This window comes from Psychrobacter sp. CX21 (genome assembly GCF_057396255.1).
Window position 1 is genome coordinate 13549 of record NZ_JBXYJG010000015.1, and the last position, 12855, is coordinate 26403.

The following is a 12855-nucleotide window of genomic DNA, read 5'->3' on the forward strand; positions in this document are numbered from 1 at the left end:
TTTAGAAAAATTTTAGGAGAAGACTATGCTTGCTACGGTATTAGCAACCGCACCATTGGGGGCAGCCATAACTGGTGGCACCCCATTTGTCGCGATATTTACCATTTTCGTACTTGCAATATTTGTGGGCTATTATGTAGTTTGGGGCGTGACCCCGGCGCTTCATACCCCGCTCATGGCTGTTACTAATGCCTTGTCTAGTATCGTTATCGTTGGTGCTATGCTCCAAACCATTTATATTGGTGGTAGTGCATTATCCATAACCAGCATACTTGGCGCATTCGCCGTATTCTTAGCAAGTATTAATATTTTTGGTGGTTTTGCTGTCACTGAACGTATGCTCGCTATGTTTAAACCCAAACCTAAAAAAATTAAACCTGTAGCGGACACTAAGGGAGGTGATGCATGAGTCAGGATTTATCTCACATGAATTGGATCGCCGCCAACGCTGATTGGTTCTATCTCATCGGTGCTATACTTTTTGTTTTAACTTTACGGGGTCTATCCAGTCCAAAAACTGCCATTCGTGGTAACCGATTTGGTATGGCAGCGATGGCAATTGCGGTACTAACCACATTTTTCTTAGCTGAAGGTCCTGTTCTATGGCTTATCATTGGTGCTATGATTTTGGGCGCTATCGTTGGTATGTGGAAAGCTAAAACAGTTGCGATGACACAAATGCCTGAGACTGTGGCGTTGATGCACTCTTTTGTTGGTCTTGCAGCAGTTGCTATTGCTTTAGCCACTGTGTTAAATACGACACTAGAACATAGTACTATTGCTCGCATTGAATTATTCATTGGCTGCTTTATCGGTGCGATTACTTTTTCAGCGTCTGTATTTGCGTTTGGTAAGCTCGCTGCTAAAAAATGGGCGAAAACAATCAGCGGTGCATGGGTCAAGCCAGTTCAACTTATCTTGTTTGTGGCCATGCTAGCGTTCGGCGGCATTTATTTTGTTACTGAATCAATGCCTGCCTTCTATGCCATGACTGTCTTAGCTGTTATATTTGGCTGGATGTGGATTGCCCCAATCGGTGGTGGCGATATGCCAGTCGTTGTATCACTATTGAACTCTTTTTCTGGTTGGGCAGCTGCGGGTATTGGTTTTACGCTTGGCAACTCAATGCTTATAATTGCAGGCTCACTAGTAGGGTCGTCTGGCGCTATTTTGTCATACATTATGTGTAAGGCTATGAACCGCTCTTTAGTGAATGTATTGTTTGGTGGTATCAGTACAGCTGCCGTGACTGGCGGTGATGATGACGGTGCTCCCAAAACATATAAGTCAGGCTCAGCTGAAGATGCTGGATTCTTAATGAGTAATGCAAGCGACGTTATTATTGTTCCAGGTTATGGTATGGCGCAGGGTAGAGCACAAAACGCCGTTAAAGAGCTGTATGAGCTATTAAAAGAAGAAGGTGTCAACGTACGCTTTGCGATACACCCTGTTGCGGGTCGTATGCCCGGTCATATGAACGTACTATTGGCAGAAGCTGATGTGCCTTATGATGATATCTTAGAGATGGATGAGATTAACTCAGACTTCCCAAGTACAGATGTGGTATTAGTAATTGGTGCAAACGATGTTGTAAACCCATCTGCTAAAGACGATCCAAACTCACCAATCTTCGGTATGCCAATTCTTGAAGCTTCTAAAGCGCAGACTGTGATGGTTATTAAGCGTTCGATGAGTACAGGTTACGCAGGTCTTGATAACCCACTATTCTATCTTGATAAAACCATGATGATCTTTGGTGATGCTAAGAAAATGGTGGAAGAGATGGTTCGTACAATTAATGGTAGCGGACACTAGTATCTAATTGCACTTATTAGTAAATTAAGACAGCTTTGGCTGTCTTTTTTATAATCTAAAGTTTAGAAAATGTGGAATTATAGGGTTATTAAAGTAATGCCGATACCTATAAAACGATATTTAGTTACTTAACTTAATGAACCTACCAAATTGGTAAGGATTGCTTACAAAATACCCTAAATGCAGACGTTGTAAATGTAACAAGGTATGACCATATATAAGGTATAGTCTACAATCAAAGTGTGTAGATATCTATGTTAAGAGATATAATTCATGAATAAATATCTAATTCTTTTTTTATATCAAACTCATGTTTATATAGTCAAAGAAATCTAACTTGATGACAAGGCAGGCGAATGCAAGTACTACCTTAGTAAGGCGAGAGAGGTTAACACTCTAAACGTTTGGTATTTCGCTGACTACAGTGTTAGATTTTTATGCATATTTACTAATTTCGATTCAATTACTCTAACTACACGATACAATTTTGATTTTACACATATTCAAATAATTATTTCGAGGTCATTTAAATGTTTAATAAATTAAATAATAAAAAAGTTACTAAACTTGTGGCTGGTATGGGTCTAGCAACTGCTGCAGCTGTAACGTCAACTGCTGCTATTGCCGGCACATTAGCGCCCGCTACTGCTGAATATAACTTTACGGTTGATAACAAATATAAAGGTACAGCAACGCGTAGCTTGACTAAATCTGGCAACTCATGGAATTACAAAGTAAATGCTAGAGTGGCTGGTGTTGCTACCGCAAATCAATCTAGTAACTTTACCTTAAGTGGTAACAACGTCATACCAAATAGTGCAAGTACATCTTATAGGCTATTTGGTGTAGGTCGAACCCATAAGATGAACTTCAGTAATGCGGGTAAACGTGTGACCAGTACCTATCGCGGTAAGTCTCACAACTTATCAGCGCCTTCTACAGCTTATGATGACTTAAGCTTAGAGGCTCAAATTAGACAAGACTTGTTATCAGGTAACTTCTCTGGTAACTATTACATGGTCAAAAAAGACAAGGTTGAGAGAACCCCGTTTAGAAAGTTAGGCAATACCACTGTGACTGTACCTGCAGGTACATATAATACGGTTCGAGTTGATCGTATACACGATGATAACTCTCGATCAACCAGCTTTTGGCTAGCGCCTAGTTTGGATTATTTACCAGTCAAAGTTACGCAAATTAATGACGGTAAGAAGATGGAAATGGAATTGACTAAAGTTCGCTAAACTTGGTTGAAGTAACTTAAATCTATTGCCTTTATAAACTACAAACACTTATTTAAATATAAAAAAGGAACTCTTTATAGAGTTCCTTTTTTATTTGTACCGGCTATTTTATCAATATAAGATTCGACTTTATAAATACATCTATAGTCAAAGAAGTCTAAAATGGTTACAAGTCAACCGAGTGCAAGTACTATTCATGTAGGCCTAGCTAGGTTAACGCTGTGACCGTTTAGTAGTTCTTTGACTATATTAAAAAACCATTAATTTAAAGTCATCTATTTACAGACATTTATCAATGACAACTGCTAGTCATTGATAGATTACATATAAACGTTAGACTTAACAACATACTAAAACAGCTAATTAATGGGTTTTAAACGGCTTTTAAATGGTTATGTTGGTTTTTAAAACGCTGTGATTGTAGCCAATATATAACAGCATATAAGACCACACCTATAGCATAGCTGACATATTCATGAGGTAAGCTTAATACCTCTTGAACCACATTAGGTATCATAAGTAGCAAACTGATCATTATTAATAAGATAACTTCCAGCAAATTGGTTTTGACTCGTATCCAGCGCTGAGTCGCTGAAGAAAATGCCAACATACCCAGTACCGCCATACCGAAGATAAGAGCAATTTCGAGGGGATTTGTAATCCATTCCCAACCTGAAGGATCTCTTGGATTAGCTGGATCAACACCTTCTATTAATAATAACTTAGGGTTAAAAAAGAACATAAACGGTAAAATTGCGGTGCGTATATCATAAGCAAAGCCTTGTATCCCTGTTTTGATAGGGTCAGATTTTGCGATACCTGCAGCTGCATAAGCCGCCATCCCAACCGGCGGTGTATCATCAGCAAGGATACCGAAGTAAAATACAAATAAATGGGCAGCAATAGCCGGTACCATATATCCTAAATCACTACTTAATCCTAGGATAACTGGCGCGGTTAAAGAGGCCATTACGATATAGTTTGCGGTGGTTGGCAAGCCCATACCCAGTACAAGACAAACAACGGCAGTTAGTGCGAGTACTGCTAGAATATACCCTCCAGACAATACTTCAATAACATCCGCTAATATGAGGCCAACTCCTGTAATCGTCACTGAACCCACAACAATACCCGCTACTGCAGTAGCAATCGCAATCGGTACCATGTTTTTAGCGCCATTGACCATACCAGAAGTGATGTCATGAACCGCTATTTTAAAATTCTCAACAAGATTTAAACCATTCTTAGCCCATAGAGATTTAACAAAAGGCTGCACAACCATGATTGCCATTAATACTAAAATGCCGTTAAATGCTGCACGCTGTGGTGACATACGCAGGACAACAAGCGTGTACATGAGATAGAAGACAGGTAATAAGAAATGCAGACCACTGACAAACACGCCCCAAACTTTAGGCAAGCGATCTTTAGCCTCGCCTTTAATTCCTAACTTTTTTGCCTCTAAATGCACGATATAAAACAAGGCAATATAGCTCACAAAAGCTGGAATGGCGGCGGCCATAATAACGCCTGCATAGTCCATGCCCAAGAACTCAGCGATAATGAATGCCGCTGCCCCCATAATTGGTGGCATTAGCTGACCATTGGTTGAGGCGGCAACCTCTACAGAAGCAGCTTTGTGACTTGGAAAACCCAGGCGCTTCATGAGCGGAATGGTAAAGGTTCCTGTTGTCACTGTATTGGCAATAGAAGACCCAGATATGATACCCATCATACCAGACGCTGCTACTGACGCTTTGGCAGGACCACCATCAAAGCGGCCCAAAGCCGCGTAAGCTAAATCGATAAAATACTTGCCCGCCCCTGCGCGCTCGAGTAAAGCACCAAATAACACAAATAAGAACACATAACTTGCACTAACCCCTAGAGGAACACCGAAAATACCTTCTGTGGTCAGGAACATTTGTCCCATCATTTTATTAATGCTGGCCCCTTTATGCGAAATCATATCTGGCATAAATTGACCAAATTTAACATAGGCTAAGAATACTATGGCAATAATAGCCAATGCAGGGCCCAGTGCACGACGTGAAGCCATCAGTAGCAATAACGTACCCGCTAAAGCAATCCACACATCCATTGGTAGCCAAGCACCAGAGCGCGCATTTAACGCATCATAAAATATAAATATGTAAAGTGATGTTGCCGCTGCAATAAAACCTAACGCGTAGTTCCATATTGGTATGCTAGACATGGTTCTTTTGGTACGAAACATCGGATACATCAAAAATGTCATCAGCAATGCAAACGCCAAATGGATTGATCTAACAAACACATCATTAAATGGAATTAAAACTACATACAGCTGAAAAAATGACCACAAAAAAGCAATCACACCAATAAAGATATAGCCAAACGAATTGGTAGGTAATACACGCTTACCTTCTAACACATCAGCAGTGTCTGTATGAGCATCATCCAAGCTATTCAAAGAGGCGTTATCATTCATGCTAGCCTCAGAGGTATTATTATTCATGACATTCTCCAAGAATAATTTTCAAAAAAATAAGCACAGACCAAATGATCTGTGCCTATTCATTAATTAACGCATAATAACAATATACCTTACTGAGCGTTAGCTGACATAATACCTTCTTTTTCAAATACCGCTGCTGCTGCAGGATGTTGAGGTACAGCTAAGCCTTCTAGTAACGACTCTTTAGTAATGTTTTTATAAGCAGGATGCGACTGTTTGAATTCATCAAAGTTGTCAAGTATCGCTTGTGTGATCGTAGCGACCGCATCTTCTGCCATATCTTCGCGAGTTACCAATACCGCTTTAACACCGATACTTGGTGTGTCCGCTTCTACCCCTTCATAGTATTCAGCAAGGATAGTGCCTTTCGCGTAATATGGGTTTTCTGCAACCAGCTTATCAACACCTTCACCATCAATGGGCACTAGGTCGATATCTACTGAGTTTGATGCATCTTTGATGTTAGCAGTTGGGTGACCTACCATGTAAAAATAACCATCAACTTTATTGTCTTTAAGCATGGTTGGGCCTTCTGAGGCTTTAAGCTCATTAGCAAAAGCTAGGTCATCAATACTAATACCACTAGCATCAAACACAGCTTCAGCCGTCATGCGGTTACCACTACCTGGTACATCAACGTTAATCTTTTTACCTTTAACGTCCATTAATGTTTTAATACCAGAATCTTTACGTACTACTAATGATAGTAACTCAGGATAAATGGCTAATACGCTGCGTAGCTCTTCAACAGGTGCATCGGCGAACTTACCCTCACCATTTAAAGCTTGAAAAGCTGTATCACTTTGAGCGATACCAAAATCTAGCTCGCCGGCTTTGATGGTGTTTACGTTATATACTGAACCACCTGTTGACTCAACAGAGCAGCGTATTGGGGTTTCGGCAGCTTTTACCATACGGCAAATTGCGCCGCCCGTAGGATAATATGTACCTGTAACACCACCCGTACCAATAGTGATGAACTTAGTATCGGCTGTAGATGCATCCGCGCCAGCTGTATCAGTGGCTGATTCGGTGCAACCTGTCACCATAAGCATACTTAGAGTAATCGCTGATAACGATGTTAATAGTTTCATATTAATTATCCTGTAATATAGACTTCAATTAAGTTTGTAATACTAATATACATATCAATTACATTTAGTATCAATCGCTAAATAATATTACACTTTTATGAGTAAGTCTACTTTAGATTTTCCAAAATAGAATTTAACAATTAACAAAACAATGTCATTACAGCATTGAAGTCTAACTAGGTGTTCGTTTATTCATCGAAGGAAGACGTTTTAATAATTTAAACATCCAAATATTAATCAGCAATATCAATACCGTATCAATTAGATATACCCATAAGACGTTAATACCACTATCATAAAATCTTGAAAACGTCGTCACTCCACTTGCGCCCAAATATACTAAGGTGAACATACTACCTAAGAGTAGCGCATAAGCAGACTTACCCTTAACTATCCAAGGAGTTAGAATAAATGCAGGCACTAACCATAGCAGTTGCCATGCAATACCTCCTATTAAGTCCGGTTGCGTTATTAATAGTAGGTTTAGCATGAGCGGCAAACCAATGGCACGATATAACAGCCATGTCATCCAAGTAACAAATAACCAGCGCTGATATTTAGTAACCTCATTTGTAGTACTCGATTTCATTTCTTTTGAACCATTATCTGGATTTACATCAGTTCCCATATTAAGACCAGCTTGCATTGATTAACGCTCGGCTAGAATTGGCCAAACGTTTACCTTGGGATATTGCAAGAGCACGCTCATCTTTTGTGACAGGCTCGTTATGCTGTGACCCACTTACGTGACTGGCACCATAAGGGGTACCGCCTCTATTAGTACGACCAAGCTCTGGATTTGAGTATGGTAATCCTAAAACCATCATACCGTGATGTAATAATGGCATCATCATGGTTAACAATGTCGTTTCTTGACCGCCATGCATTGATCCTGTACTGGTAAACACAGTCGCAGGCTTATTTTGTAAATTGCCAGCCAACCATAATGTCACCGTACTGTCCCAAAAATGCTTCATTGCGCCTGCCATATTACCAAAGTGCGTAGGGCTACCTAAAGCCAATCCCGAACACTCGCGTAAATCTTCCATCGTGCAGTACAAATCGCCGTCTTCTGGTATAGCGGGTTTAATTTCTGTGGTTTCGGTGGCCACTTTTGGCACCGTGCGAATACGCGCCGTCATACCCGCATCTTCGATACCTTGCGCTATGGCGTAAGCTAATTCTTTGGTAGTGCCATATTGAGAATAATATAATACCAATACATAATTAGATTGCTGCATTCTTGTACCTGCATGGTTTGAGTTAGAATGTTCTGATTGAGTTGTTGTAGTGTTTTGAGTTGTCGTAGTGTTTTGAGTGCTCATAGTGTTTTGATTGGACATAGTGTGTAGTGCCTTTAAAGAATGATAGGAATAGATATATAGAAATAGATATATAAAATTCGTTTGATATTCTAAAACTTAATAGTACTGATACTCTTTTATCAACGAATCTATTAATCAACGACACTGTTATTATACGAAACTATTAATTGATAAAAATGATGATGAATCAAATATTGATTAATGAAACGATTGCATGCGTTTTCAGACCGCCTAATGTGTCATATATTTTGATTATTATGCCACAAACATGACTGAAATTTAGAAACTTACTAACGCTTATTGATTTTTTTGATAAACTACCCACAACTTCCATGAAGAAATATTACTGACATGACTAACTTGTTAAAAAAACTTCCATTTTATGATCATACTTGGTTTAGCTTTGTTAGATTTTTGGTACGTCATTATCTAGAAGATAATTGCCAACAAAAAGCGGCGTCGCTTACTTACACCACCATGTTATCTATCGTACCGATTATTACGGTACTATTAATGATCTTATCTTCTGTACCAGCTTTAGAGTCAGTACGGGAGCAGATCTCTCAACTCATCTACAGCAATTTATTGCCTCAATCGAGTATTCAAGTCAGTGAATATATCAATAATTTTGCAGAAAAATCGAGTAATCTAACTGCCATTGGCGCCATGGTGTTATTCGTCACGACGATCATGACATTAACTACGATAGAACGCGCGTTTAATCAAATTTGGCGGGTAGAAAATCGTTCAGGTGGCTTTAAAAGTGTGATTCGCTACTGGACAATCATAACCTTAGGCCCACTGGTTTTAGGTACTGCCTTTATTGTCTCCAGCACACTACAAAGTTTAAATTTTTTAAATCAACAAATTGCAGGCTATGGAATTGATTGGACCTTTTGGGTTCAAGCTGTATCATACTTGATCACTATCGCCGGCTTTATTGGCATGTATTGGTTTATTCCTAAAGCGAAAGTACCGTTTAAGAGTGCCGCTATAGCGGGTTTGATTGTTGCCATTTTATTTGAATTAATCAAATATTTCTTTGGTACGGTCATGTCGAACTTTACCAGTTACGAAGCCATTTATGGTGCATTTGCAGCGTTACCAATTTTTTTACTATGGATTTATTTGTCATGGAATCTCATTTTACTTGGGGTAGAGATTAGTTATACCTTAACTATTTATGCCACGGGTGAAGTGTATCCGCGTCATCCCTTATTAAGCTTACTCGATATGCTAAACCTTACCTATGATCGTTATAAAGAAGGTGAGTCGGTAGGTGAAGAAGAATTAAGAAATGTATTGGGACGCAAAGAGCTACCTAAATGGTTCACTTATCTAAACTACCTGCAAGACAGCAACCTAATTACCATTACTCAAAATGGCGATTACGTTCTTAAAAAGGATTTAAAAGGTATTACCCTTTGGGATTTTTACCGCACTCTACCCTACCCTTTACCTATTAAAGATGAGCTTGACTCCATGGATCCTAGTCGTGATGACCCTTGGATAAACTTATTAACCCAGCGCCTGATTAATACTGAGCGCTGTGCTAAGCAGGAATTAGATCTATCTTTACATCAAATATTTGAAAACAGTGAACCGCGCAAAAAAGTCCCCGCCCATAAGCAGAAATTCGATTCTCAATATGCCGATAGCAAAAAAGACTTAAAGAATTATCGCTCTGCTATTTCACAGGCGAGATCTAAAGATAATAATTCCGAACCTAAGTATGAACCCGAGGCCTTTGAGGCGGATGCGCCTGTTGTAGAGGACAATACTCACACAGAAGCGGTGATACCAAAAGACGGTACAGACATAGACAAAGCAAACCGCTTAGAAAATACCAATAATAGCGTCCAATCAGATGCCTACTCAAGTGTTTGGTCTAGCAAACGCCATGGGCTACTAGGTGTACTAAATTCACCAAAAGATGCCCCCATTATTACCGAAGATGACAACCCAGACAGATAGCACAATCAAAGCATCCGTTGATGCTAAAAAATACAAAAATTCGTGTTCAGCATTAAGCAATAAATTTAATCAACAGACCTTAATATATAAAGAAAGTAGATAAATCATATGACGCAAAATTCTGGACTCAGCATACTTGATATTAGTGCTATATTTTTGAGCATCTCTGCCCTTCTCGCTTACGTTAATAAGCGCTTTATTGGTCTACCTACCACCATAGGTGTGATGGTTATCTCTCTACTGGTGTCAATCTTTGCTATTTTTTTAGGGCTCCTAGGCTTTGATGAGCTTGTTGATTATGAAAAAAGCCTACTATCACAGTTAGATTTTACCGAAGTTTTATTGGATGGTATGCTCTCAATGTTGCTGTTTGCAGGCGCTTTACACGTTAATATTAGGGACTTACGTGCTTACAAACTGCCCATTGGTTTATTGGCCGTATTGGGAACATTAATTTCATCATTTTTGATTGCCAGCGCCATCTATTTGACCATGCCACTTTTAGGGTTTGAGCTTGAGTTTATATGGTGCTTATTGTTTGGCGCGCTCATTTCACCCACTGACCCAATTGCAGTAATGGGCATATTAGCCTCGGCAGGTGCGCCAAAAAGCTTAGAGACTGTGATTGCTGGCGAGTCTTTATTTAATGATGGTATCGGCGTCGTTATCTTCGTATTACTTTTGGGTATTTTGACCAGTGGCGACATACCAACAGGATCTTATATCGCCCATGCGTTGGCCGTAGAAGCTGGCGGCGGTATTCTTTTTGGTCTTGTATTAGGAAGTATTATCTATTACTTATTACAAAGTATTGACAGCTATCAAGAAGAGGTACTTATTACTTTAGCAGGTGTTTTAGGCGGTTATGCATTGGCCAGCCACTTCCATCTATCTGGCCCTTTAGCTATGGTGATGATGGGTTTAATGCTTGGTAATCATGGCCGTGCTTATGCGATGAGTGATGAGACCCGCCATTATGTTGATTTGTTTTGGGAACTTATTGATGAGATTTTAAATGCGATCTTATTTGTGCTCATTGGTTTGGAGGTCGTGGTAATTGCGTATTCTGGTAATTTATTTATAGCTGCTGGGCTTGCAATCATTATTGCTTTACTTGCCCGATTCATTGTCGTAGGCATGACCACCAAATCCTTAAGTAAACAGCTTGATCTACCTGAAGGGGCTTGGAAGGTTTTGACTTGGGGAGGACTGCGCGGCGGGATTTCAGTTGCTTTGGTACTACAACTGCCTATAGGACCAGAAAGAGATGTTTTATTAACCTTAACCTATGCCATCGTCATCTTCTCAATTTTGGTTCAAGGCTTAAGTATCGGCAAAGTTGCAAAAAGTGTTAGCGCTAGTGAAACATAATTCGCTAGTGAAAATCAGACGGCCAATGAAACTTAGTCTTAAATGGGTTTTCGTCTAGGATTTTTAAGCTTAGGTCTTTAATTAAGGAAATTGTATGCTAAATTCTACTAAACAACGTCATCTTAAACGTATGAATAAAATGGTAATTAATACGCTACTCATTGGTTTGAGCAGTCTGACTGTTTTAGGCATTGTTAGCGTTGTTGGCTGCGACCGTAATGACTCAAAGCCTGATGATGTCGTTAATGCAGAAGACAGCACGCTTGAGCCCACGACATTAAGTGAAGATTCAGACAATTTTGACAATAACAATAATAGTGCCGGTGATGGCTCTATGACTACAGAAACGACGAGCGAAACTAATACGACAAACAGTCTAGAAACCTCTAATTCTGATGTCACCGCTTCTAACGCTGCAAATGATGCTATGTCTGAGGCGAATCAATTAGATATGAATGACTTGATGTTAAATAAGCCTAGTATTGTTATAAGCATGGTGTCCAACTTTCAGGCAGGATCGCCAGAAGCTACATTAAAAAAAGCGCTTAATACGATATATTATGGTAATGCAAAAGATGCGGTTCAATATTACGAGACCGATATTGAAGATTTTGCCAACGAGCTTGAACAGACTCAGATATTCTTTCAAAAAACCGTCCAACAAGTGGTTATCGAAGACGTGACATTTAACGAGGACAGAACTCAAGCCGTTATCACTGGCAAAATCTCATTAGTCGGTGTTGATAAACCTGATGTTGCGGAGTTTAGCTTAAAAAAAGTTGACGGCGTGTGGAGGTTGTTAGGCTAACGGCTTATTTACTTAAGTCTATTATTGTTGTATGGCTATATTCGATAACGTTTTTATATCAAATTTAGCGTTATAAACATACTTAAACAACTTTACCTAGGGTTATAACGTCAGCAGTAAAGTCACCCATATCACAAATATCAGGCATAAGCCCCCATCGTTTAAATCCATGCTTCGTAAATAAATCAATACTCGGCGTATTGTGCGCAAATATGAGCGCTACGATATTTATGATGCCAAGTGTTGGGGCTTGTTTTATCATCCACGTTAATAAGCTATCCGCAATGCCCATGCGCTGAAAATGATTGTTGACATAAATACTGATTTCACTACTGATATGATATGCAGCACGGCTTTTTAAATCACTAAAGCTGCCCCATGCTACCATCTCATTTGATGCCGTTTTGACCACATATATCGGTCTTTTTGCATTACTTAAGTGAGCATCAAACCACCCTTGCTTATCTAAAATACTGATTGTCTTCAAATCCGCCGTTGACTTTTTTGAAGCTATACTTTGGTTATATATTTCAACAACTTGTGGTAGGTCATCAGGCTGTGCTAATGATATAAAGACGTTGGGTTGGGTATTATTATTCAAAAATAACGGGATTTCGGTAATTTGCAAGCGTTATACTCCTAAATTAAGCACGCACAAGTAATGAGTTTGTAGAGTTAATAGACTCTTTAACAGGCGCTTTAAAAATTCTTTATCAGGCCCTTTATC

General features: G+C 39.4%; 11 protein-coding genes. 6 read left to right on the plus strand and 5 right to left on the minus strand.

Annotation, left to right across the window (positions count from 1 at the left end; all coding sequences use genetic code 11):
• Window positions 1–67: 67 nt before the first annotated feature.
• From AC2SLP_RS09220 to AC2SLP_RS09230, 3 genes are all read left to right on the plus strand, one after another.
• A complete protein-coding gene (locus AC2SLP_RS09220) occupies window positions 68–409 on the plus strand; it encodes a proton-translocating transhydrogenase family protein (protein WP_486536428.1) in 342 nt (113 codons plus the stop codon).
• A 17-nt stretch (window positions 410–426) separates the two neighbouring features.
• Window positions 427–1815, plus strand: a complete 1389-nt coding sequence (locus AC2SLP_RS09225; RefSeq protein WP_486536430.1) for an NAD(P)(+) transhydrogenase (Re/Si-specific) subunit beta — start codon at window positions 427–429, stop codon at window positions 1813–1815.
• Window positions 1816–2345: 530 nt separating this feature from the next.
• The gene (locus AC2SLP_RS09230) at window positions 2346–3059 is read left to right on the plus strand and encodes a DUF3108 domain-containing protein (RefSeq protein ID WP_486536378.1); all 714 of its coding nucleotides are present in this window, start codon (window positions 2346–2348) and stop codon (window positions 3057–3059) included.
• A gap of 373 nt (window positions 3060–3432) precedes the next feature.
• On the opposite strand, the gene AC2SLP_RS09235 is transcribed toward AC2SLP_RS09230, so the two are convergent.
• The 4 genes from AC2SLP_RS09235 to wrbA form a co-directional block, all read right to left on the minus strand.
• Window positions 3433–5556 (minus strand): TRAP transporter permease, encoded by a 2124-nt coding sequence (locus AC2SLP_RS09235; protein WP_486536379.1) that lies wholly within the window; start codon window positions 5554–5556, stop codon window positions 3433–3435.
• A gap of 89 nt (window positions 5557–5645) precedes the next feature.
• Window positions 5646–6650 carry a TAXI family TRAP transporter solute-binding subunit gene (locus tag AC2SLP_RS09240; RefSeq protein WP_486536380.1) on the minus strand — a complete coding sequence of 335 codons (1005 nt, stop codon included), beginning with the start codon at window positions 6648–6650 and terminating at the stop codon, window positions 5646–5648.
• A 172-nt stretch (window positions 6651–6822) separates the two neighbouring features.
• Entirely contained in the window at window positions 6823–7278 is a 456-nt protein-coding gene (locus AC2SLP_RS09245; RefSeq protein WP_486536381.1) for a hypothetical protein, read from the minus strand.
• A gap of 1 nt (window position 7279) precedes the next feature.
• Complete coding sequence (gene wrbA, locus AC2SLP_RS09250) at window positions 7280–7891, minus strand: NAD(P)H:quinone oxidoreductase (RefSeq protein ID WP_486536431.1); 612 nt, start codon at window positions 7889–7891, stop codon at window positions 7280–7282.
• Between the two features lie 435 nt (window positions 7892–8326).
• On the opposite strand from wrbA, the gene AC2SLP_RS09255 reads away from it, so the two are divergent.
• From AC2SLP_RS09255 to AC2SLP_RS09265, 3 genes are all read left to right on the plus strand, one after another.
• On the plus strand, window positions 8327–9949 hold the full coding sequence (locus tag AC2SLP_RS09255; protein ID WP_486536382.1) for a YihY/virulence factor BrkB family protein: 1623 nt from the start codon (window positions 8327–8329) through the stop codon (window positions 9947–9949).
• Between the two features lie 108 nt (window positions 9950–10057).
• On the plus strand, window positions 10058–11320 hold the full coding sequence (locus AC2SLP_RS09260; RefSeq protein WP_486536384.1) for a cation:proton antiporter: 1263 nt from the start codon (window positions 10058–10060) through the stop codon (window positions 11318–11320).
• A gap of 94 nt (window positions 11321–11414) precedes the next feature.
• The gene (locus tag AC2SLP_RS09265; RefSeq protein WP_486536385.1) at window positions 11415–12128 is read left to right on the plus strand and encodes a hypothetical protein; all 714 of its coding nucleotides are present in this window, start codon (window positions 11415–11417) and stop codon (window positions 12126–12128) included.
• Window positions 12129–12210: 82 nt separating this feature from the next.
• On the opposite strand, the gene AC2SLP_RS09270 is transcribed toward AC2SLP_RS09265, so the two are convergent.
• Window positions 12211–12756, minus strand: a complete 546-nt coding sequence (locus tag AC2SLP_RS09270; RefSeq protein WP_486536386.1) for a GNAT family N-acetyltransferase — start codon at window positions 12754–12756, stop codon at window positions 12211–12213.
• Window positions 12757–12855 lie beyond the last annotated feature (99 nt).

Excerpts from the sequence above, each read along its gene's own strand:
- AC2SLP_RS09225 (WP_486536430.1), top strand. The coding sequence starts at position 427 with ATGAATTGGATCGCCGCCAACGCTGATTGGTTCTATCTCATCGGTGCT.
- AC2SLP_RS09260 (WP_486536384.1), top strand. The coding sequence starts at position 10,058 with ATGACGCAAAATTCTGGACTCAGCATACTTGATATTAGTGCTATATTT.
- AC2SLP_RS09240 (WP_486536380.1), bottom strand. The coding sequence starts at position 6,650 with ATGAAACTATTAACATCGTTATCAGCGATTACTCTAAGTATGCTTATG.
- AC2SLP_RS09255 (WP_486536382.1), top strand. The coding sequence starts at position 8,327 with ATGACTAACTTGTTAAAAAAACTTCCATTTTATGATCATACTTGGTTT.
- AC2SLP_RS09245 (WP_486536381.1), bottom strand. The coding sequence starts at position 7,278 with ATGGGAACTGATGTAAATCCAGATAATGGTTCAAAAGAAATGAAATCG.
- wrbA (WP_486536431.1), bottom strand. The coding sequence starts at position 7,891 with ATGCAGCAATCTAATTATGTATTGGTATTATATTATTCTCAATATGGC.
- AC2SLP_RS09265 (WP_486536385.1), top strand. The coding sequence starts at position 11,415 with ATGCTAAATTCTACTAAACAACGTCATCTTAAACGTATGAATAAAATG.
- AC2SLP_RS09235 (WP_486536379.1), bottom strand. The coding sequence starts at position 5,556 with ATGAATAATAATACCTCTGAGGCTAGCATGAATGATAACGCCTCTTTG.
- AC2SLP_RS09230 (WP_486536378.1), top strand. The coding sequence starts at position 2,346 with ATGTTTAATAAATTAAATAATAAAAAAGTTACTAAACTTGTGGCTGGT.